The following is a 22,561-nucleotide window of genomic DNA, read 5'->3' as shown; positions in this document are numbered from 1 at the left end:
GTGGTATCATCTAAATAAGTGAAAAAAAACGAGCCGGAAAAGCCTGAATTGAATAAATTCAGCCACTTTTTCGGCTTTTTTTAAATCCGCCCTGCGGATTTAAGGTTCTTATTGGCAATTTTATTTGCTGGCTGTTCCCAAGTTGGATTTGAAGCACGGGTATGGTTGACCGATCCATCAAAAAACATTTTATTTCAGCAACAGGAAAAAATTCCATTTTCAAGTGCAACGCATTTAGGTAAGGTTATTGAGATCAATCCAGAAATGCAATATCAGGAAATGGATGGCTTTGGCTTTACCTTAACCCAAGGGTCTTCCATGCACCTTTTGGGAATGAGCAAAGAAGCCAGAAAAGCAATTTTGGAAGAGTTATTTGGATCGGGTGAAAAAAGCATACGGATCAATTATCTGCGACTTTCCATAGCTGCATCTGATTTGAATGAAACAGTTTTTTCCTACCATGATTTGGAAGAGGGGGAATTTGATCCTGATCTTGAAAAATTTGATTTGGGTCCCGATAGAAATGATGTCATTCCAGTGCTAAAGGAAATTTTACAAATCAATCCTGACATCAAACTGATGGCCTCACCTTGGTCTCCCCCTGCCTGGATGAAAGATAATAAAGATACCCGTGGGGGCAAATTGCTGCCTGAAAATTATGATGCCTATGCGCTCTACTTTGTCAAATATATACAGCAGATGGCAGAAGAAGGCATAGTGATTGATGCCGTGACCGTACAAAATGAACCTTTACATCCAGGCAATAATCCCAGTTTATTGATGCTTGCCGAAGAACAAAGGGATTTTGTCAAAAACCACCTTGGGCCCAAATTCAAAGAATATGGGATTTCTACCAAAATCATCATCTATGACCACAATGCGGATAGGCCTGATTACCCGATCAGTATTTTGGATGATCCGGAAGCCAAAAAGTGGATAGATGGCTCTGCCTTCCACCTTTATGGCGGGAAAATAGAAGCGCTTTCAGAAGTCCACCGGGCCCACCCCGATAAAAATATCTATTTTACTGAGCAATGGATCGGTGCTCCCGGGAACTTGGCAGGTGACTTCGCCTGGCATATCAAAAATTTGGTAATTGGGGCAAGCAGAAACTGGGCAAAAACGGTCTTGGAATGGAATTTAAGCTCCGCTCCTGATCTCAAACCCTTTACAGATCGTGGTGGCTGTAATCAATGTTTAGGTGGCATTACCATCTATGGAGATGAAGTTTTCAGGAATCCTGCTTATTATGTGGTGGCTCATGCCTCAAAATTTGTTGACCAAGGTTCAAAGAGGATTGATTCTTCTGAACCTGATGGTCTTCCGAACGTGGCTTTTTTAAGACCTGATGGGAAAGTTGTATTGATTGTTCTGAATGAAGCTAAAGAATCCTCGGAATTCCATATCCTTTATAAGGAACATGCAGCCTCAATGGAATTAGAACCAGGTGCAGTGGCCACTCTGCTTATTGATTGATTTTCAAACTGGAATGATATTACGGTAATGGATTTTGGGAAGAAATGCCCTTAAGATATATTTTGTCTCAGGAATGTGTTTAACTTTAATTAGTCTTTGAAGGATATCTTCATTGTGAACCAAGCATTCCTCTTGAGTTATAAAACCATAGGCAGTAAGTATTCCGTTTTCGAAGAGCAGGACACAAGTTTCCTGAACTGATCTTCCTTTTTCTTTGATCAATACGGATCCTTTTTCAGTTTGGATAGAGGCTATAAATTGCCGTGCTCTTTGGTTATATTCATGTACTTCTTCCTTGCCACAACAGGCTCCATGGCATTTGTTGATTTGGTGGTCATAGCAGGCTTGGACGGTTTTTTGAATACCGGTCAATTTGGGGCAAAGTTCAAATAGTTCGGTTTGATCCATGATATATTTCCAGCCTTCTGAATGCGAGTCAAATTCCATAAGGGTTGGGATTTTACCGGTATTTTTACTCACTTGAAAACGGATAAAACCCTGACTGTCTTCGTACTGAAACAAAGCCCAGTTACTGCTTTGGTTTTTCAATGCCCTATTGTATTTGGGCCAAAGTCTTTTTATTTCCATGGTTTCGAGCAAATAGGCCAGAAATTCGGATCCTGTCAATTCCCAACTGATATCGTGGATTTCGGATTTGAGCTGAAATTTTTCCTGACTGTTACCGGAAAAGTGGCTTTTGAACCTGCTTTTGATATTGAGTGCTTTACCTACATAAATGACCTGACCATTTTTATCATGGAAGAAATATATTCCGGTAGCTTCGGGAATCTGCTGGTATTTTTCCTGGGAAATATGGGGAGGAAGAAAGCTTTCCCCCTTTCCTTTTTTGAGGCTTTGGAGAATGATATCCGATTGATTTTGGTAAATTTTTCTAAAAAGTACCTCAGTGGCTTCTGCATCTCCATAGGCCCGGTGTCTTGCACTTATTTTAATGGAAAGTTGCTCGCAGATCCTTCCCAAACCGTAGGATCCCAAGCCCGGGAATGCTTTCCTGCTTAGTCTGACGGTGCATAATTTGGGAACATTGAAATCCAAACCACAAGCTTTGAAGGCTTCTCTGAGAAATGAATAATCAAAATTGACATTGTGGGCGACAAAAATCCTGTCTTTTAAAAATTCATATAGTTCACCCGAGACTTCTTCAAAGGTCGGCGCTGATTCCACCATTTCCTGGTTGATTCCTGTCAGGCCTGTAATAAAATTGGGAATGAATCTTTGTGGATTGATCAGGGTGTGGAACTTTTCCAGGACCTTTTGGCCATCAGAGACAATGGCGGCAATTTCGGTAATGCTCCCCTGTGTGGGATTGCCTCCTGTGGTTTCTATATCGACAATGACAAATTCCATTTCATTTCCTCAGGGCAAGATTATAGAAGCTTTTTGAATAAACCATTTCCCTTTCAAAATAGTGTCAGAAGATGTCTGACTTTATATGATTTTTCCAATCTTGACCTAAATTTTAGCGGTTATCAACTGCCCCTGTTCAGGTTTCAAAAATTTTAATAAATTACGAAAATTAAACCTAAAAAAGACCTAAATACCTTGAAAAGAAGAGATTTTGTCAAATTGAGTTCCCTTTTGACGGCAAGTGCAGCACTGCCTTTCGGCAGTCTTTCAGCCTGGCCAAAAGGTAAAATATACCATATCGGTATTTTGGGATATGGTGACAGAGGATCGGGATTGCATAAGGTCCTGAATAATATGCCGGATAAATTTTTGGTAAAAGGGGTCTGCGATGACCTTCCCCTGAGACTGGAAAATGCAAGGAAAAACTATCCTTCAGGAGTCCAATTTCATCAGGATTACAGAAAGCTTTTAGAGCAGAAAGACCTGGATATCATCCTGGTGGCTACGCCGCTTTATCTTCATTTTGAACATGCGAAGGCTGTTTTGGATGCAGGAAAACATCTTTTTTTGGAAAAAACCATGGTTTTTAATGTGGATCAAGCCATAGAACTCAATTCCCTCAAGAAAAAACACACGAAACAGGTCATCCAGATTGGCCATCAATACAGGTATTCCCCCCTTTATTTTAGGGTAAAAGAAATGATCCAAAATGGTTGGTTGGGAGATGTGACCCAAATTGAAGCCAGGTGGGACCGAAACCATAACTGGAGAAGACCTGTTCCAAATGCGGACTTAGAAAGAAAGATCAATTGGAGGATGTACAGGGAATATTCAGGTGGACTTGTGGCTGAGTTGCTATCCCATCAGATGGATTTTATCCATTGGGCTTTTGAAACCCAACCCAGCTCTATTTATGGTGTTGGTGGTATTGATCATTTCAAAGATGGAAGAGAGACTTTTGACAATGTGCAGGTGACCCTTCGTTATGAAAAAGAAGGCATGGTGGGAAATTTTGGGGCTACTTGTGCCAATCAACATGATGGCTATTCTTTCAAGATCAAAGGAAGCAGGGGAATGGTCTCTTTATTGACGAATGAGGGGATCTTTTATCCCGAACCGGATACCCGGAGCGAATTGGAAGAAGTAGATGGTGTTTCCGGAGCAACAAGGTTGGTCTGGTCCAATGACAAAAAGGGTGTCAAAATCCTGGACCAACCCACCCGGGACGGTTCCTATTATGCCCTGGAAGATTTTTACCGCTGTTTGGTGGAAAAGGACCTTCCCCATTCGAATACAATCAATGGTGGTAAGACGGCCATTGCCGTCGCCTTGGCCAATGAGTCAATTTACACGGGCAAAAAAATGGAATGGAAACCAGAATTTGACCTGGTATAAATTCTTTTTTGCCCAGGCCTGTCAGGTTTTCAATACCTCAAAGCTTTGAAAATAAAAAAAACCGGATCCCAAGGGATCCGGTATGGTTAAGTGTAAGTTCAAGTAAAAAATGCTGGTTCTCTCTAGGTTAAGGGAAAAAGTTTTTCTGAGAAATGACATTGATGTAAATTTCTGTAATTCTTGGGTCACAAAAAATACCACTTTTGTGGTATTTTTTAGTCTCTGCGAAGCCCCAATGCAAGCTATTTAGTGTTTTTTACTTTAAAGGTTTATCCTTTTACATTTTGCTTTTTCCCTTAACTCTTTTTCCTCTCCTTTATCCCGGACCCTCCCTAAATCAGTCAACTGGACTGATTCTCAACTCTAGGTTCATTCCTCATTTTCCATTCTACATTCAACATTCCTCATTATTACCCTCAATCCTAAAGGCTAATGGACTCTGGCATACTGTTCAATCAATTTTTCCGCACACCTCTCGCCATCCATGGCTGCAGAAACGATACCTCCTGCATAACCAGCCCCTTCCCCACAGGGATACAATCTTTTTACCTCAGGATGCTCAAAACTTTCTCTATCCCTTGGGATCCTGACCGGGGAAGATGTCCTGCTTTCCACGCCGATAATTTGGGCTTCATTGGTCAGGTAGCCTTTCATTTTTTTCCCAAAAGCCACAAAGCCTTGCTTCAACCTTTCTGCAATGAAATCAGGCAGCACTTCATACATATCCACTGATTTCAAGCCGGGCTGGTAAGAGGTGTCCAAAAGCGATGGACTGACTTTTTTATTTACAAAATCCACCATACGCTGTGCAGGGGCAGTTTGGGTTTTGCCTCCAAGCAGCCAGGCCTTTTGCTCCACTTCAGCCTGGAACATCATGGCTGCCAGAGCTCCATATTTTTGGTATTGGGGCAAATCTTCAAGTTCTACGGCTGCAACCATCCCTGAATTGGCAAACTTGCTGTCACGCCTGCTGGGACTCATTCCATTGACTACGATTTCTCCCGGAGATGTGGCTGCAGGAACAATAAAACCACCAGGGCACATACAAAAAGAAAAGACTCCCCGCTGTTTTCCCTGAAAGTAAGTCTGTTGAACCAAAGCATAAGAAGAAGCCGGTAAATACGGCCCCCTATCCATTTCGCAATGGTATTGAATCCTATCAATCAGGTTTTGGCTATGTTCTATCCTTACCCCCAAGGCAAAGGGTTTGGCTTCAATCAGGATATTTTTATGTTTCAGAAGATGAAAAATATCCCGCGCAGAGTGACCCGTCGCAAGGATCACCCCAATGCCCTTGATTTTTTCCCCCTCTTGGGTTACAACACCTTTCATTTCATTCCCCTCCAAAATAAAATCCACTACCTTCGTTTCGAAAAGGACCTCCCCACCTGCCTGCAGGATACTTTCCCTGAGTTCTGCCACCAATTTGGGGAGTTTGTTGGTTCCGATATGGGGATGGGCATCCACAAGGATTTCTTCGGTTGCCCCATGGGCAACAAGGATTTCCATTATTCTCCTGATATCACCGCGTTTTTTTGAACGGGTGTATAATTTTCCGTCCGAATAAGTACCGGCACCACCTTCTCCAAAACAATAATTGGATTCGGGGTTGACGATATGATCTTTATTGATAGCGGCCAGGTCCCGCCTTCTTGCCCGTACATCTTTGCCTCTTTCAATAACAATAGGCTTGATGCCCAATTCTATGGCCCTTAGTGCGGCAAATAAGCCTGCAGGACCAGCGCCAACAATGATGAGTTGCTCCTTATTGGAGACGTTTTGATAAGCTTTTGGTGTTTGAAGCAGAGGAGTCGGCGCTTCATTGATAAAAACTTCAGCAGTGACATTGACCCGTACCTGCCTGCCGCGGGCATCAATGGATCTTCTGATCTGGCGGGCTATGGCCTGGGCATTATCAGCCGATAAACCTGCTTTTTTCAGGGCCACATGCTGAAACAATCGGTCATCGTAAGCCTCTTCCGGGCTTAGTTGTAATTGTAGTTCTTTTTTCATTGGGTAAGGTATTTATCCTTAAAATTTAGAGGCGGGATGCTGGAGATTAGAGACTAGACTCAAGACATAAGACGCAAGATTTTTGATGTCGGAAGTGGGAAGGCGGATTTCGGAGTTTCCGACCTACGCCTTTCGAAATCAGAATTTTGAATCGACACTATCCCGATAAGTGTGTAAACTTTAAATTATGATTTTATTGCCAGGTATCAAGAAGCCTGACCCTATCACCAAATATAAGCAGGAAACTGTTAAGAATAGTACCCCAGTCTCGAATGGGCATCGTCCATTTTTTCGATGCTTCTCTTGCAGCGAGAAAAACAGACTTCATTACGGCATCATCTGTGGGGAAAGAGAGCTTGTTTTTGGTGTATTTTCTGATCTTTCCATTGAGATTTTCAATCAGGTTGGTGGTGTAGATGATTTTACGGATTTCAGCGGGGTAATCGAAGAAAACGGTGAGTTCATCCCAGTTGTCCTTCCAGCTTTTGATGGCATAGGAGTATTTGGACTCCCATTTTTTGGCAAAATCGTTGAGTGCAGCCCATGCGGCATCCCTGGTAGGGGCGGTATAAATTTCCTTCATATCCCTTGTAAAGGCCCTGCGGTCTTTCCATACGACATATCTGCATGCGTTTCTGATCTGGTGGACGACACATATCTGGGTTACCGACTGGGGGAAGGAGGCCTTTATCGTATCAGTAAACCCGTTCAGGTTGTCAGTTGCCGTTATGAGAATATCTTCAACCCCCCGGGCTTTCAGGTCGGTGAGTACCCCCATCCAGAAAGCCGAAGATTCATTCCTGCCGAGCCAAAGGCCGAGGATCTCCTTGAGACCGTTGGTCCTGAGGCCAACGGCAATGTAAACGGTCTTGTTGACCACTTTGGAGTTCTCCCTGACTTTGAAGGATATACCGTCCATCCAGACGATCAGGTAAACAGGGTCAAGCGGTCTGTTTCTCCATGCAACAATATCCTCCGCTACGGCACCGGTAACCCTTGAGATGGTGGAGGAGGAAACATTGATGTCATAAAGCTCCCGGATCTGTTCCTCGATGTCCTGGTTTGACATTCCCTTGGCATACATGGATATGATCACGTTTTCAACGCCCTCCGCCATGCTTCTGCGTTTGGGCACAAGGGCAGGCTCAAAGCTGCCGTCCCGGTCTCTCGGGACTCTGATTTCAGCCTCTCCAAATGTATTTTTTATTGTTTTGGTGGAATAGCCGTTCCTTGAATTGGGATTATCGGAATTCTGATGCTTTTCATAGCCAAGATGGGCATCCAGCTCACCTTCAAGCATTTTCTCAACGGCTCTTTTCTGAAGCTGTTGAAGGAAGGAATTAAGCTCCCCGGCAGTCCTGAACTGCTTGAGGAAGTCATCATTTAGGAGATCTTCTTTTTTCATTTTTGTAATCTGTGTGTTATAATGGTAAGAAATTGTCCACACACAGACCGGGGGGCGCCTACCGCGGGTTCCTCAAATTCCCTGTGCGATTTCTTCTAAATCACACAGAGAATTTCGAGGTTTAACTTTAACTTCGTAAGTAGTGAAACCAACTTACACAGTTTGTGTCATAGTCCCTTTGAATCCCAAAATCTTAAAGTTTTTTATTCATTTCAGCTGAAAGCTCAACAATTATCGTACTGAGCAGAAAGCTCTGGACAACCCCAAATTCTTAATGAAAACCTTAATATTCTTAACTTCTTAATGGTTCAAATTTCCACTTCCCAACTCCACCTTTCGAAATCCGACTTTCATTCCTCATTCCTCATTCCTCATTCTCCATTCTCAATTCTTCATTCCTCATTCTTCATTCCTCATTTCCATCCCTACATCCTGGCCCCTCGCTAAAAAGCTTTACCAAAGCTTTTTTTTTTACGCTCTGTCCTCATCATTCCCAAAAACTTCCTTCACCACCCATCCTTTGCCCCATTCCTCCATTTCTTGCTGGCTCCAAAGTTCGGGAAAGAAAATGACTTTTTGGAAGCGCGGGGGTAGGTATTTCTGCCAGTTGGTACCTCCGGTGGCTGCGATGTCCTGCGGATCCCGTTGCAAATACCTCACAGCAGATTTATAATGCGCCAAAGGCCAAAACACATTGGCTTTCAAATCCAAAGACCTCATCAACTGTTTCAACTCTTCGTCCTTATCAGTACATTCCTGATACTTTTTCCAGATATTTTTATCCTTATAGGTTTCAATCAATTCCTTGAGCGCTTTGCCATATTTTTTCTCAAATGACTTCAATGTTAGGGTCTTTTCACCGGTTGCAAGTTCCTTGGCCCCATGCTGCCAATACAGATTGTCAAAAATCACTTCTGTATCTTTTTCATATTTCAGGGCCTCCCTCCTGTCCAAATGAATGAGTTGGTGCACATCAGTAGACAGGATTTCAATCACCCTGTACTGGGCACTTTGAAATCCGCTGGAAGGCAATAGGGACATGCGGAATTTCAGGAACTGCTCTTTTTCCATTCCTTTCCACATGACTGCAAAGGAGGAAATCAGTTGGTCAAAATACATGATCACCCTTTCCAACCTTTCCTTAAAGAATTTGGCCTCGATGGGCTTTTTATCTGCTATCTGTTCCAATTCCCAGATGATCAGTTTGAAGTAGAGTTCCGTAATCTGGTGGTAGATGATAAAGATTTTTTCATCCTTAAAAGAAGTCCTGGGTTGTTGGAGGGATAGGAGAATATCCAGGTTGATATAATCCCAATAGGTCATATAATCCGCATAAAGCAGACCTTCCAGGTAAGAAGAAAGATCCTGTCCGGAAGCTTTGAATTTTTCCTGAAGCAGCTCTATTTTATCTAAAACGTCTTTTGGGTATTGTGCTGGGCTCATGTGTTAATTTTTTGCAAGATAAGGTAGTTTTTTAAGCGGGTTCTTATTTATTTCAGGCAGGAATTCAGCTTTCCGGCTGTAAAATTCCGTTTTAATTAGCAATAAACCAAAACAGTTATGGAGCATACTTCCACAATTCAGAAATCTATGAAGCAGGACCTTTTTGAGGGGGTGGATTTTTATGGTGTTGATGACCTTTTGACCGAGGAACATAAACTGATACGTGCCTCGATCAGGGATTTTGTCAAAAAAGAAATCAGTCCTTATATAGAAGACTGGGCACAGAAAGCCCATTTTCCATATGAAATCGTCAAGAAGTTTGGAGATGTAGGTGCTTTTGGCCCTCAGATACCGGCAGAATATGGCGGCGGAGGCCTTGATTATATTGCTTACGGTCTTATCATGCAGGAGATCGAAAGAGGTGATTCAGGCATGCGTTCTACCGCCTCTGTTCAGGGATCCCTGGTCATGTACCCCATCTATAAATTTGGATCGGAGGAACAAAAACGAAAATACCTTCCCAAGTTGGCTTCAGGAGAAATGCTGGGTTGCTTTGGGCTTACAGAACCTGACTTTGGGTCAAATCCGTCCGGCATGGTGACCAATTTTAAGGATATGGGCGATCATTATCTGTTGAACGGCGCTAAAATGTGGATTTCCAATTCCCCAAAAGCAGATATTGCCGTGGTATGGGCAAAAAATGAATCAGGCAGGATTCATGGATTGATCGTAGAGAGAGGGATGGAAGGATTCTCTACCCCTGAGACCCATGGAAAATGGTCCTTGAGGGCTTCGGCTACTGGTGAACTGGTATTTGACAATGTAAAAGTGCCCAAAGAAAACCTGCTTCCTGGGAAAAACGGATTGGGTGCTCCCATGATGTGTCTCGATTCTGCCCGTTATGGCATTGCCTGGGGTGCAGTGGGTGCGGCCATGGATTGTTATGATTCAGCTAGAAGGTATGCCCTGGAAAGAATTCAATTTGACAAGCCTATCGGTTCTTTCCAGTTGATCCAGAAAAAGTTGGCAGAGATGTTATCTGAGATTACCAAGGCCCAGTTGCTTAACTGGAAACTCGGTATGATGATGAATGAAGGCAAGGCCACCACGGCACAGATTTCCCTGGCAAAGCGTAACAATGTAGCCATGGCTTTGGACATTGCGAGGGAGGCCAGGCAGATTCATGGTGGGATGGGCATAACCGGTGAATATCCGCTTATGCGCCACATGATGAACTTGGAATCTGTGGTTACCTATGAGGGCACCCATGATATCCATTTGTTGATTCTGGGGCATGAGATTACGGGGATACCGGCGTTTAAATAAGACTTAAGACACAAGACTTAAGACACAAGACTCAAGACTGTTGTTCTTCCCTGAATAGCGTTGACCGTTTGGTTCAACATTCATTAAATATTTCCATCGGGCAATCATGAGCCAGAGGTTCTTCTCTTGGGCAAACTTCGAAGGGGCTCGATGCCCCTAAGAAGTTTTTTCTTCCTTCGGTATAAACAATCACCGTCGGTCTTTCTTGGGCTTTTAAATTTAGTATATTTTTATAAAATCCCATGGGGGTGTATTTCATTTTAAATCCCCTGTGTAGTCTTATGCTGTTGTAGTTGGCTACAGCTTTCGCCACTTTTCTTTTCAGGTCGCTGAAATCTTTGATTATCCACCTTTTGAGGTATTCATTTTTTATGATTCCATTGATTCGTTCTGCGTAGGGGTTTTCCCATGCGATATTTCCCATACTGATATGGATATTGTTTTTGTTGAGCAAGGAGGTGTATTCTTTACTACTGTACTGGGAACCTTTATCTGAGTGGTGGATCAGGCCCCAAGGCTGGTATCTCAAAGTACTGAGGGCCATTTTCATAGCTTTGATATTACCTTCTGTGCGCAAGTTGTCGTTGACCGAATATCCCACGATGATCCTGGTATAAACATCAATAATGAAGACCAAATAATAGAATTCACCATTGAGGTAAAAGTAAGTGATATCGGTTTGGATGACCTGAAAAGGTCTGTTTATGGCCATACCTTCGATAAGGTTTGGATAAGAATAAAGGCCTGCGTAAGTGGTTTTCTGGTAGTTTTTTATTTTTTTGATACCATATCCCATTTCCATGAAAATTTCACAGAATTGATCCCTTCCCATGAATTCGGGTTTCAATGTATAATACATTTTTTCGACCCCACATCCTGGATGGTCTTCCCTGAGCTCATCGGCCAGGATTACCAGTTGGGCAATTTCAAGATCGAATGCTTGCTGCCTTTTTTTGGCTTGTTGAACGGCCTGCTTGGTTACTCCAACAGTCCGATAAAGTTCATTGAGCGAATGGTTTATCATACTTTTGTTGGATTGGAACCACCAGAGTGTGGGGTTTTGGAGTTTTTTTTAATATCGATTGAGTAAGTTTCTTTGGCCAAATCAATCATTTTTTCCAAATAATCAATCATGATCTGTTTTTGGCCAACGGTACGCTCGAGATCTTTGACCTTTTCTTCGAGTTCTTTGAGCCTATTGGTTTGACTGTCTTTCATCTCAATTATCCTGATATTTTTTTCATTATAGGTCGAATACTTATAAATCCAATGATAAATAACTGAGTTCACAATTCCATAATGTCGCTCCATTTGCTGAACTGTCATGATTCCTTTCTCAAAATCATCAACCAACTTACGTTTAAATTCCTCTGAAAATCTACGCTGAGAATTAATCCTTTTTCCTGTTTTTAACATCTTTTTTCTCGGTTAAAAACGGTCAACCTATTTCAGGGAAGGACATGTGACCGCTGAGGGATAGAAAACCTTGGCGGTTTTTTTTTAAATTTGTTCAGAAATGCTAGGATTGGTAACGGAGAAACTATCCCGTCATAAGGGACAGGTTGTGGGCTATGCTATCTTTGTGGTGAAGAAAAAAAATTACCACTACCTGTCCCGTATTCAAATCGGGATAGTGGATATAGAAAACATAGTTGAGGGAGCCCCAAACCTTTGTTCTTGAAATCAGAGGTTTGAATCCGGTAGAAAATAATCCCATTACCCCGGAATGTTTTGTGCTGATTTTCTAGGTGGTAAAATTATAATCTAAATAGTTTAAAAACGATGTAATCATACCAATCAACACCCCGATTGGATATTGACGTATTGTTCCAGCGGCACAATCCATCGGTAGCCCACAGAACATCAGCAATTCCCCACCGTCCTGTAGGGACGGCCCGAATATTAGGGAAAGGGTATATTCAGATCAAGCCATAGGCAATCCCGCTGGGATTGGCGGGCATTGGGATCCTATTTTTGCTAACGATAGGCAATCCCTAGTGGGATTGGTTCTGGAATCATTGATAGAAAAAAATGGAAAGACACAGAAAATATAGTTTTGCAAAGTCCTAAGCAAAATTTATTATGTAGCCTTTTTAAGCTTGTTAAACTATGTCTAACAACCAAATTGGTTATTGACGTATTGTTCCAGCGGCACAACCCATCGGTAGCAAAAGAACATCAGCAATTCCCCACCGTCCTGTAGGGACGGCCCGAACATTGGGAAATGTAATATTCGAATCTAGCAATAGGCAATCCTGCTGGGATTGGTGGGGATTGGGACCCTATTTTTGCTAACGATGGGCAATCTCTAAAGGGATTGGTTTCATATATCCCGGGATAAGGGTTTAATAGATTCATGTTTAAGGCTTAAAGGGATTAAAACAATTTCCACCTCCTTCCCTTCCCAAGACCGAAAAATTACAACCAATACAACCACTTTTATCCTTTTAAAGCCCGAACCAACACAATAACGATAACAAATACGACCATAATACCTGACTGTGGTGGAACCTGACAACCCGACAATAAAAACAACAAAATAATTACCCTCTCCCTCCTTCCAACTCCACTTTCAACAGACCCACAATTCCCGCCATATTGTGGACTCCAAATTTGCGGTAAATATTCTTTTTATGGGTCCTGACGGTCTGGGGACTTAAAAAAAGGGCATCGGCAATCTCTTTGTAATTTTTCTGCTCCAACAATTTGTCCAGGATCTTGATTTCCGAACGGGAAAGTTTGTAATCCCTGCATATCCGCTCCATGGCATTTTCTATCAATGCTTCCGGTTCTGTTGCCATATTTTCAGGAAAATGATCTTCCCCCTTCAATACGGATTCTACGGCATGGATCATTTCCTTAAGAGAACTGTCTTTTCTAAGAAAGCCTCTTGCCCCCAATTTTCTGCAAAGGATAATATTCGATAGGGAATATTGCATACTCACCACCAAAATGCTCAATTTGGGGAAAAGACTTTTGACCTTCTCTAAAAATTCGATCCCATTCATTTCAGGCATATATAGGTCCAATATTACCAGGTCCGCACCTTTTCCGCGCTGGAAATAATCCATGGCCGATTTGGCATTGGGAAAATGGATGCTGGATTCCAATCCCAGGTTGCTGAATAAAATCCGCTTCAAGCCATCGGCAAAAATCTCATGGTCATCCACGATGACTACCTGTATTGTTTTGTTGTCCCCGTTCATATTCATTGACTTTGTATGGCACGCATATAAGAATAGTTGTTCCCTGTGGTCCGCTACTTATTTCATAAGTTCCGTTGAGGAAGAACACCCTGCTTTCCAAGTTGTTCAGGCCCATTCCCTTTTTTCCGGATTTTACCTGTTCTAAATCAAATCCCCTTCCATTGTCTGCTACAATAAGCTTGATTTCCACATCTTCTTCATCATAGAACAATTCGAGTTCCCCATCAGTAGCCCCGGAATGCTTGAAGATATTATTGAGCAGTTCTTTGATGATCCTAAAAAGGTTGGCCTTGACATGTGTAGGCAAAATGGGGAGCTCACCAATATTATTATGAAAACGGATTTTTTCTTGGTTTTCAAGGTTTAGGAACAGTTCTTCTACCAATGTGGAGAAACGCTTTTGGCCAAGCTCTTCGGGAAGGAGTTCATGTGCGATAAACCTTACCTCTTTGGTTGCCTTGTCCAATAACCTGACAGACTCCGCAATATTCTCCCGAATAGGACCATTGACATGGTCTAACTTTCCTTCCACATTTTCCACTTTCAACCTGATCATGGCCAATAGGGCTCCTAAGTCATCATGCAGGTCTCTGGCTATACGCTGACGCTCCTCTTCCTGTACGCGGAATTTATCTTCAATAAACTCTTTTTCCCTTTCGGCAATCTGTACCTTCAACAGTTGTTTTTCTTTTCTTTCACTGTATTGCAGGTATCCAATGGCTATAGTAAATGCCAGGACGTTGACCAAAGCACCCACAACAAGACCATTGGGGAAAAAGGGATTGAGAGAGGTGATACCATGGCTATTGAGGAAGTAAAATACCAAACCAATTACTAAAAAAATATTGGCGAAAAGGATGTACAAGGCCTTTTTATCAGTAATATTCAGGATATTTCCTATTAAAACCAGACCCACACAGCCAAAAGACATATACAATGAGGTGAGATTAAAAGCATAAAGGAATTTTTTTTCCTCAATAAGAAAAATGCTCAACAACAAGACTATGCACCAGGTCAAAGTCACATAGTACGTGGATTTGGCAATATGGAAATACATATGGCTTCTTATTTGGTTTTCCATGAAAAGCAGGTTGAACTTTAAAAATAAGGAACAGGTCAAAAGACCAAATAAGGGAACGCTGACCTGGGAAAGCTCGGGGAAATGCTGACCATAAAACCAATCAAAAGCATAACCATCCTCTTCAAGAATCAACAAAAGACAGGACAATATATAGGCCAGGAAAATCAAGTAAATCCTTTCCCTATTGTATAAAAACAGCAAAAAAGCAAACAAGGAGGCAAAAGCCATTATGGTACTGATGCCTCCGAAAAGCGCTGCCCTATTGACTTCATACTCCCAATAAGAACCTGTACTGTCCATATAAAAGGGCATGTACATATTTCTTCCTCTGGTATCTATTCGTAATAATAAAAGGCTTTTTTGAAAGGGTTCAAGACTGATTTTAAAGGAGTTCAATCGGGTTGCCATGTCCCTTTCATCATCTTTTAGCAGGTAACCTGAAACCTGCTCCCTGCTCAGTTTTCCCGATCCATCAAAAGTGTAAAGCCTTGCTTCTTGTAGAGAAGCTCCAGCAGGGCTTAAAATCAAGGTGTTGTCTTTTGCAATTCCGTTTTCAATTGGCAGGGCAAACCACCAAATGGAATTGCTATATCCCCTATTGAAAAGATAAGGATGACCGATAGGCGCAAATTTTCCCTGCCTGTAAAACTGATACGCTTGTTCAGCATCCATATTGCCAGGATCTTCCCAATAAAAAAGATAGCTTTCAAGGGAATAGTCAGCCTCCTCTCCTACCAAAAGGTAAAATTCAGGGAAACCCGATATTTGGGCTTTAGAAAAGCCTATTTTTGAAAAAATCAAGACAAAAGAAAAAATCAAAGAAAACTGTGCCATATACAACTAATTATTCTAAAAATAATACTAAGTGCTTTAGTAAAAAATACCCTATGCAGGGTATTTTTTACTATTAAAAAAAAGCCACCCCAACTGGGGTGGCTTTTTGTACACAAGAGCTTATGTTATTTTACTGCTTGACCAACCTGCCCTGTATGTATTGATGGTTGACTTTTACCACTACATGGTACAGGCCTTGGCTCAATTGATCCAGGTTGATGTTTTTCACAAAACTTTCTTTCTGGAAAGAATCTTCTGTGAATACCAATCTGCCGGCAGCATCGAAGATGCGGATTTCTATGTCTGATTCCTGAGCCAGGTTGACCAGGAGATTGGTTTCCTTCATGGCCGGATTCGGATAGATCAGCAGGCTGTTTGGCCCTGTTTCTCTGAATAGCTGGATATCCCTACTGATGGTCTGTCCTGCACGGTCGGTGCTGGAAACCCTCAATGTTACCTGAGGATCAGGGGTTCCTATTCCTCTCCATACCAGGTTATTATTCTCTATCACAAAGAAAGGATTTTCCTCTATGCTATAAGTATGGATATTGTCGACTGCATCCACTGTACTGAACCTTCCGACTACTGTACCCGCTTGAAGATCCTTGCCCATAAGGTTGTTATCGATAAGAATATCCTGAGCCATGGCTTTGTTCAATACCATTACCGGTACAGGTATGATTTCATTCCTTTCAAACCAAGGGTTGTTTTCAAAATAGCCACCTACTTGATAGAAGCCTGGCTCCAATGGGTTGTAATCTACCGGATCCAAGGTGATGGCAAATTTTTCACCCTCAAACCAGCTTGAAGCCATTTGCTGCAATTCTTTTTCAAGTACTTCTACTGGTGTATTCCAAGGAACTTCAATCATGCTTGCCATTACATTTTTATTTGGACCTTTGCCTTTGACTTCATGGATTACAATGGATCCACCGCCAGTGCCATTATTGCCCAATACGGTAGCATCATCTGTATTTTCAGCTTTACCTATTTGGTTATCATAGATCACCGTTCCGTTGGTGGTGGTGATTTTGATCCTAAACCTGTCAGGGTTTCTTTGCCCGTTCCAGTCACCGTCAATTGCCACTACCATAAACCTGAATCCTGGCTGACCGTTGATGGTACCGGTACCTCTATAAGTAGCTCTTGCTCCAGAAATTACCAATGAACCGGATTCATGTAGGGTAGATTTAAAGTTCAAGTCACCTGCCTGGAATTGGAATTCAGTGTTTCCGTCCACCTCATTGGTGCTCAAATTGTTTCTTCCTTTTTTGTATCTGGAAACAAATCCAAAGTTTGCTCTACCTTCAGCATCAGGCCTATCCGGCATGGCGCCTGCTGGAGAATTGATCCAGCCACCACCTGTCACGAAGCTATCTGAAGGATCAAATACGGTAACATAGGCTTCCATTTTTGCATCACAAGCACTGCTTCCTGCCATCACATCCACTTTATATACCCCGATTGTTCCAGGAGCAGTCCAACTGACAGTGGCCACACCCGAAGCATTCGTATTGCCTACAATATTCCTCAAAACTGTCACATTATCATCATGATAGATGGTAAACGTCACCGGAACATTTGCAACTGCCGGAGAAATAGTAGCTGACAATTGGCCTGTATTATTGATCTGAATATTCACAAAAGTTTGCGTTGCATCTAAAGATGAAATTGCATTGATAGTGAATTCCCCTTCAATAACGGTAAGGTCATAATTGGTTCCCAAGGTTAAGGAGCCTTGGCTGATTTTATATGTCCCGGCAGCATCACCGCTTTCTCTTTCCAAACTTCCTGTGAATCCGTCTCCATTGACCAAAGTACCACTGGTAATCTGATAGGTCAATTCCGGATCATCTTGACCGCAGTATTTGGACTTGTCATCCGCAGTGACGGTCAGGGCTTTTTTGCCCACCGCGAATGAACCAGGCACATAGGTGATGTCATAGTTTGACAGCCCTGTACCGGTTGCCGCGGAGATGTTGATCGCATAAGGTGCTCCGTCCACTGTTGCGGTAGCCGCAGCGCCGTCGGAAGTGATGGTTGCTGAACTCACCGCATCGCTGTTCACAAGACCGCTGGCGGAGAACTCGGTGCCGTCAAAGCTGAAGGTGTCACCGTAGGTCTTGCTCTGGTTGTCAGCGGTCACGGTCAGGGCTTTTTTGCCCACCGCGAATGAACCAGGCACATAGGTGATGTCATAGTTTGACAGCCCTGTACCGGTTGCCGCGGAGATGTTGATCGCATAAGGTGCTCCGTCCACGGTTGCGGTAGCCGCAGCGCCGTCGGAAGCGATGGTTGCTGAACTCACCGCATCGCTGTTCACCAGACCGGCAGTACTGAACTCGGTGCCGTCAAAGCTGAAGGTGTCACCGTAGGTCTTGCTCTGGTTGTCGGCGGTCACGGTCAGGGCTTTTTTGCCCACCGCGAATGAACCAGGCACATAGGTGATGTCATAGTTTGACAGCCCTGTACCGGTTGCCGCGGAGATGTTGATCGCATAAGGTGCTCCGTCCACTGTTGCGGTAGCCGCAGCGCCGTCGGAAGTGATGGTTGCTGAACTCACCGCATCGCTGTTCACCAGACCGCTGGCGGAGAACTCGGTGCCGTCAAAGCTGAAGGTGTCACCGTAGGTCTTGCTCTGGTTGTCAGCGGTCACGGTCAGGGCTTTTTTGCCCACCGCGAATGAACCAGGCACATAGGTGATGTCATAGTTTGACAGCCCTGTACCGGTTGCCGCGGAGATGTTGATCGCATAAGGTGCTCCGTCCACGGTTGCGGTAGCCGCAGCGCCGTCGGAAGCGATGGTTGCTGAACTCACCGCATCGCTGTTCACAAGACCGGCAGTACTGAACTCGGTGCCGTCAAAGCTGAAGGTGTCACCGTAGGTCTTGCTCTGGTTGTCGGCGGTCACGGTCAGGGCTTTTTTGCCCACCGCGAATGAACCAGGCACATAGGTGATGTCATAGTTTGACAGCCCTGTACCGGTTGCCGCGGAGATGTTGATCGCATAAGGTGCTCCGTCCACTGTTGCGGTAGCCGCAGCGCCGTCGGAAGTGATGGTTGCTGAACTCACCGCATCGCTGTTCACCAGACCGGCAGTACTGAACTCGGTGCCGTCAAAGCTGAAGGTGTCACCGTAGGTCTTGCTCTGGTTGTCGGCGGTCACGGTCAGGGCTTTTTTGCCCACCGCGAATGAACCAGGCACATAGGTAATGTCATAGTTTGACAGCCCTGTACCGGTTGCCGCGGAGATGTTGATCGCATAAGGTGCTCCGTCCACTGTTGCGGTAGCCGCAGCGCCGTCGGAAGCGATGGTTGCTGAACTCACCGCATCGCTGTTCACCAGACCGGCAGTACTGAACTCGGTGCCGTCAAAGCTGAAGGTGTCACCGTAGGTCTTGCTCTGGTTGTCGGCGGTCACGGTCAGGGCTTTTTTGCCCACCGCGAATGAACCAGGCACATAGGTGATGTCATAGTTTGACAGCCCTGTACCGGTTGCCGCGGAGATGTTGATCGCATAAGGTGCTCCGTCCACGGTTGCGGTAGCCGCAGCGCCGTCGGAAGTGATGGTTGCTGAACTCACCGCATCGCTGTTCACAAGACCGGCAGTACTGAACTCGGTGCCGTCAAAGCTGAAGGTGTCACCGTAGGTCTTGCTCTGGTTGTCGGCGGTCACGGTCAGGGCTTTTTTGCCCACCGCGAATGAACCAGGCACATAGGTGATGTCATAGTTTGACAGCCCTGTACCGGTTGCCGCGGAGATGTTGATCGCATAAGGTGCTCCGTCCACTGTTGCGGTAGCCGCAGCGCCGTCGGAAGCGATGGTTGCTGAACTCACCGCATCGCTGTTCACCAGACCGGCAGTACTGAACTCGGTGCCGTCAAAGCTGAAGGTGTCACCGTAGGTCTTGCTCTGGTTGTCGGCGGTCACGGTCAGGGCTTTTTTGCCCACCGCGAATGAACCAGGCACATAGGTGATGTCATAGTTTGACAGCCCTGTACCGGTTGCCGCGGAGATGTTGATCGCATAAGGTGCTCCGTCCACTGTTGCGGTAGCCGCAGCGCCGTCGGAAGCGATGGTTGCTGAACTCACCGCATCGCTGTTCACCAGACCGGCAGTACTGAACTCGGTGCCGTCAAAGCTGAAGGTGTCACCGTAGGTCTTGCTCTGGTTGTCGGCGGTCACGGTCAGGGCTTTTTTGCCCACCGCGAATGAACCAGGCACATAGGTGATGTCATAGTTTGACAGCCCTGTACCGGTTGCCGCGGAGATGTTGATCGCATAAGGTGCTCCGTCCACGGTTGCGGTAGCCGCAGCGCCGTCGGAAGCGATGGTTGCTGAACTCACCGCATCGCTGTTCACAAGACCGGCAGTACTGAACTCGGTGCCGTCAAAGCTGAAGGTGTCACCGTAGGTCTTGCTCTGGTTGTCGGCGGTCACGGTCAGGGCTTTTTTGCCCACCGCGAATGAACCAGGCACATAGGTGATGTCATAGTTTGACAGCCCTGTACCGGTTGCCGCGGAGATGTTGATCGCATAAGGTGCTCCGTCCACTGTTGCGGTAGCCGCAGCGCCGTCGGAAGCGATGGTTGCTGAACTCACCGCATCGCTGTTCACAAGACCGGCAGTACTGAACTCGGTGCCGTCAAAGCTGAAGGTGTCACCGTAGGTCTTGCTCTGGTTGTCGGCGGTCACGGTCAGGGCTTTTTTGCCCACCGCGAATGAACCAGGCACATAGGTGATGTCATAGTTTGACAGCCCTGTACCGGTTGCCGCGGAGATGTTGATCGCATAAGGTGCTCCGTCCACTGTTGCGGTAGCCGCAGCGCCGTCGGAAGCGATGGTTGCTGAACTCACCGCATCGCTGTTCACCAGACCGGCAGTACTGAACTCGGTGCCGTCAAAGCTGAAGGTGTCACCGTAGGTCTTGCTCTGGTTGTCGGCGGTCACGGTCAGGGCTTTACGATCAACTGTCAAGGTAGACCCAGTGCTACTTGTTTGCGGAACTGGCAATAATTCGGAATCCCCAGCAAATGAAGTAGTGATGTCATAAGTTCCAGCATTCAGTTTACCTAAAGTTGGAACATTGGTCAGATCAAGTGTCAAAGATGCCACACCTCCCGTTTGCGTATTTACTGTACCAACTGCTGTTCCATTGATGTAAAAAGTTATGGGTTTACCAACAATTCCAGTTGATGTTTGATAATTGGAATAAAAGCTAGATGTTAAAGTGACTGAACCTCCGTAAGTGGCTGTTTTGTTGGTTGAAATTAAAACTCCATAGTTAGCAGTAACAGTTCTTGCACCTGAAGGAGATTGAAATTCATATTGGTAACCTTCAGTTCCTGTTGAAAGGGATCCAGCATCTATTCCAACATTAGATAAATGATAATTAATTCCGCCAGAAGTAGAAACTGTTTGATAAGAAAATTTTACCGGGGAATTATTTCTTGCTCCAATTGTAAATGTAGTTTGTTGAGAAGAGGTAGTGCTGTTGGCATCATTATTTGCACCTGTGGGATTTCTAAATTTATATGAAACTGTTACACTGTGCGAAGGCGGGATTCCAGATACACTAAAAGTCACATTCCCATCCGTAAAAAACGTCTCAGCAAAATAACCGGAAGACTGACCTCTGGCCATTAAATGAAAAGTAGTTCCCAATTCCTGTTCATCCACATACCACTCAAAATAAATATTCCCGCTTTCATCCGCGGTCACATATTTGGTGACATGGACATGGTCGGGAATATTGGGTTCGATATGCTCAAAATCAAGCTCTACCGTTTCTCCGGGCCACCATCCGGTGCCGGTAATAATGGCTGTCTCACCCGGAGCATAGTCGTCCTTGTCCGTGGTGATCGTGGCAGAAGAAGTTTGTGCCACAATTTGATGGCTGTACATCAGCAGCAACCCCAATAAGGGAAGCAGGCGGACCATAGCCATGATGTCGGGTAAAATTTTTGGTTTCATAAAATTACTAGGGCTAAAACTAACTAAATAATTTCCTTTTTAGGGACCTGCTTTCTGGTTTTCTAAAATCTTAGGTAAAACAGATTTATTGCATCAATAACAAATTAAATGTATTTCAATTACAAAAAAAAGTATTTTAAATCATTTTTTAACGAAAGAATATTTTTCAGCACCTTAGTTTAAAATGATTTTTGTTTTATTTATTTACAAAATTTTTATATAATCATAATTAATTTTAATTATCCTCTTAAATATGCTTAAAAATGCTTAGCAAATTTTTTTCAAAAAATAACATCCTAAAGAGTTTTTTTCTTTGTTCATACCAAATATTTGTTGCTACAAGGCAAGAAAAAAATTATTAAATGCTGTTTGGTAAACTACAAATAATTAAAAATTTTTAGAGACTTAGTTGTTAAATATAAAATCCTCGGAGTTATTATTACCGCTTTTGACCCTTTCCTCGCAACTATGTTTTTTGAAAAATCTTGCAAACTCTTTTTCAACAATTTCCAGACCTTCCTGATCATTTTGAATGGCCCTCAGCTGCTTCCTGACCAAAAGATTAAAAATGGGCAAGCCATTTCTGGACAAGGGATAAATATTTTGATTGGGGTGTAAGACAAAATTCTGAAGCAGGATATCTGTCCCTTTGGTGGTAAAAACAGGAATAACCAAACTAATTTTTCCGCTTACCCAGATGTGATGAATTCCCTCTTGAGCGTTGATCACATAAGGTTTGTCAAATGATTCAATATAAATGGATTCTTCTTCCAGGTTGTTTCCTCCCAAATACAGATCAAAAGGCTTCCCCAAAGGTATTCCAATACAAAGGCTGTTTTCATACATTGGGATTTGAACAGGACTTTCAAACTCCCCTTTAAAATGCAGAAAGCCTGTAATGAATTCACTTAAGGTAGAAGAAGCTAATAAAAAGTCCTGGTCTGTCATTTAAAGGCTGGGAATGAAATTGTTGATGCCTTAAAATTAGTTATAAATACCTGTAGTGTAAATACCATAAAAAGGGTATTTTTCAAATTAAT

Annotated in this window: 14 protein-coding genes; 3 read left to right on the top strand and 11 right to left on the bottom strand. The window is 43.7% G+C overall.

Translation table 11 applies throughout. The features are described from left to right. Window positions 1-111: 111 nt before the first annotated feature. On the top strand, window positions 112-1,476 hold the full coding sequence (locus BC751_RS14990) for a glycoside hydrolase family 30 protein (protein WP_242617489.1): 1,365 nt from the start codon (window positions 112-114) through the stop codon (window positions 1,474-1,476). A gap of 3 nt (window positions 1,477-1,479) precedes the next feature. On the opposite strand, the gene BC751_RS14985 is transcribed toward BC751_RS14990, so the two are convergent. After that, on the bottom strand, window positions 1,480-2,844 hold the full coding sequence (locus BC751_RS14985) for an exonuclease domain-containing protein (RefSeq protein ID WP_130276362.1): 1,365 nt from the start codon (window positions 2,842-2,844) through the stop codon (window positions 1,480-1,482). Between the two features lie 195 nt (window positions 2,845-3,039). On the opposite strand from BC751_RS14985, the gene BC751_RS14980 reads away from it, so the two are divergent. Beyond that, window positions 3,040-4,239: a Gfo/Idh/MocA family protein gene (locus tag BC751_RS14980; protein ID WP_130276361.1), complete on the top strand. Its 1,200-nt coding sequence runs from the start codon at window positions 3,040-3,042 to the stop codon at window positions 4,237-4,239. 429 nt (window positions 4,240-4,668) lie between these two features. On the opposite strand, the gene BC751_RS14975 is transcribed toward BC751_RS14980, so the two are convergent. The 3 genes from BC751_RS14975 to BC751_RS14965 form a co-directional block, all read right to left on the bottom strand. After that, entirely contained in the window at window positions 4,669-6,252 is a 1,584-nt protein-coding gene (locus BC751_RS14975; RefSeq protein ID WP_130276360.1) for an NAD(P)/FAD-dependent oxidoreductase, read from the bottom strand. 193 nt (window positions 6,253-6,445) lie between these two features. After that, window positions 6,446-7,657 carry an IS256 family transposase gene (locus tag BC751_RS14970; RefSeq protein ID WP_130276359.1) on the bottom strand — a complete coding sequence of 404 codons (1,212 nt, stop codon included), beginning with the start codon at window positions 7,655-7,657 and terminating at the stop codon, window positions 6,446-6,448. Between the two features lie 471 nt (window positions 7,658-8,128). Further along, on the bottom strand, window positions 8,129-9,100 hold the full coding sequence (locus BC751_RS14965; protein WP_130276358.1) for a tryptophan 2,3-dioxygenase family protein: 972 nt from the start codon (window positions 9,098-9,100) through the stop codon (window positions 8,129-8,131). A 117-nt stretch (window positions 9,101-9,217) separates the two neighbouring features. Here BC751_RS14965 and BC751_RS14960 point away from each other — a divergent pair, with 117 nt between their 5' ends. Beyond that, window positions 9,218-10,426: an acyl-CoA dehydrogenase family protein gene (locus BC751_RS14960; RefSeq protein ID WP_130276357.1), complete on the top strand. Its 1,209-nt coding sequence runs from the start codon at window positions 9,218-9,220 to the stop codon at window positions 10,424-10,426. Window positions 10,427-10,499: 73 nt separating this feature from the next. On the opposite strand, the gene BC751_RS14955 is transcribed toward BC751_RS14960, so the two are convergent. From BC751_RS14955 to BC751_RS14930, 7 genes are all read right to left on the bottom strand, one after another. Beyond that, entirely contained in the window at window positions 10,500-11,450 is a 951-nt protein-coding gene (locus tag BC751_RS14955; protein WP_242617320.1) for an IS3 family transposase, read from the bottom strand. After that, complete coding sequence (locus tag BC751_RS14950) at window positions 11,447-11,842, bottom strand: transposase (protein ID WP_130273830.1); 396 nt, start codon at window positions 11,840-11,842, stop codon at window positions 11,447-11,449. The genes BC751_RS14955 and BC751_RS14950 overlap by 4 nt, the downstream gene beginning before the upstream one ends. A gap of 124 nt (window positions 11,843-11,966) precedes the next feature. Continuing rightward, entirely contained in the window at window positions 11,967-12,143 is a 177-nt protein-coding gene (locus tag BC751_RS21945) for a hypothetical protein (protein ID WP_165389847.1), read from the bottom strand. Between the two features lie 826 nt (window positions 12,144-12,969). Further along, window positions 12,970-13,632: a response regulator transcription factor gene (locus tag BC751_RS14945; RefSeq protein WP_130276356.1), complete on the bottom strand. Its 663-nt coding sequence runs from the start codon at window positions 13,630-13,632 to the stop codon at window positions 12,970-12,972. Next, window positions 13,589-15,547: a sensor histidine kinase gene (locus tag BC751_RS14940; protein ID WP_130276355.1), complete on the bottom strand. Its 1,959-nt coding sequence runs from the start codon at window positions 15,545-15,547 to the stop codon at window positions 13,589-13,591. The genes BC751_RS14945 and BC751_RS14940 overlap by 44 nt, the downstream gene beginning before the upstream one ends. 130 nt (window positions 15,548-15,677) lie before the next feature. Then, entirely contained in the window at window positions 15,678-21,521 is a 5,844-nt protein-coding gene (locus BC751_RS14935; RefSeq protein WP_130276354.1) for an MBG domain-containing protein, read from the bottom strand. A gap of 405 nt (window positions 21,522-21,926) precedes the next feature. Continuing rightward, on the bottom strand, window positions 21,927-22,469 hold the full coding sequence (locus tag BC751_RS14930; RefSeq protein ID WP_130276353.1) for a hypothetical protein: 543 nt from the start codon (window positions 22,467-22,469) through the stop codon (window positions 21,927-21,929). Window positions 22,470-22,561 lie beyond the last annotated feature (92 nt).

Origin of the sequence: Cecembia calidifontis, assembly GCF_004216715.1 — a bacterium.
GTDB classification, from domain to species: Bacteria; Bacteroidota; Bacteroidia; order Cytophagales; family Cyclobacteriaceae; genus Cecembia_A; species Cecembia_A calidifontis.
This window is presented reverse-complemented; position numbering and strand designations above follow the sequence as displayed.

What these genes read in the sequence shown, in the direction of transcription:
- BC751_RS14985 (WP_130276362.1), bottom strand. Translation starts at nt 2,844, where the DNA reads ATGGAATTTGTCATTGTCGATATAGAAACCACAGGAGGCAATCCCACA.
- BC751_RS14975 (WP_130276360.1), bottom strand. Translation starts at nt 6,252, where the DNA reads ATGAAAAAAGAACTACAATTACAACTAAGCCCGGAAGAGGCTTACGAT.
- BC751_RS14970 (WP_130276359.1), bottom strand. Translation starts at nt 7,657, where the DNA reads ATGAAAAAAGAAGATCTCCTAAATGATGACTTCCTCAAGCAGTTCAGG.
- BC751_RS14965 (WP_130276358.1), bottom strand. Translation starts at nt 9,100, where the DNA reads ATGAGCCCAGCACAATACCCAAAAGACGTTTTAGATAAAATAGAGCTG.
- BC751_RS14960 (WP_130276357.1), top strand. Translation starts at nt 9,218, where the DNA reads ATGGAGCATACTTCCACAATTCAGAAATCTATGAAGCAGGACCTTTTT.
- BC751_RS14955 (WP_242617320.1), bottom strand. Translation starts at nt 11,450, where the DNA reads ATGATAAACCATTCGCTCAATGAACTTTATCGGACTGTTGGAGTAACC.
- BC751_RS14950 (WP_130273830.1), bottom strand. Translation starts at nt 11,842, where the DNA reads ATGTTAAAAACAGGAAAAAGGATTAATTCTCAGCGTAGATTTTCAGAG.
- BC751_RS21945 (WP_165389847.1), bottom strand. Translation starts at nt 12,143, where the DNA reads ATGGGATTATTTTCTACCGGATTCAAACCTCTGATTTCAAGAACAAAG.
- BC751_RS14945 (WP_130276356.1), bottom strand. Translation starts at nt 13,632, where the DNA reads ATGAACGGGGACAACAAAACAATACAGGTAGTCATCGTGGATGACCAT.
- BC751_RS14940 (WP_130276355.1), bottom strand. Translation starts at nt 15,547, where the DNA reads ATGGCACAGTTTTCTTTGATTTTTTCTTTTGTCTTGATTTTTTCAAAA.
- BC751_RS14935 (WP_130276354.1), bottom strand. Translation starts at nt 21,521, where the DNA reads ATGAAACCAAAAATTTTACCCGACATCATGGCTATGGTCCGCCTGCTT.
- BC751_RS14930 (WP_130276353.1), bottom strand. Translation starts at nt 22,469, where the DNA reads ATGACAGACCAGGACTTTTTATTAGCTTCTTCTACCTTAAGTGAATTC.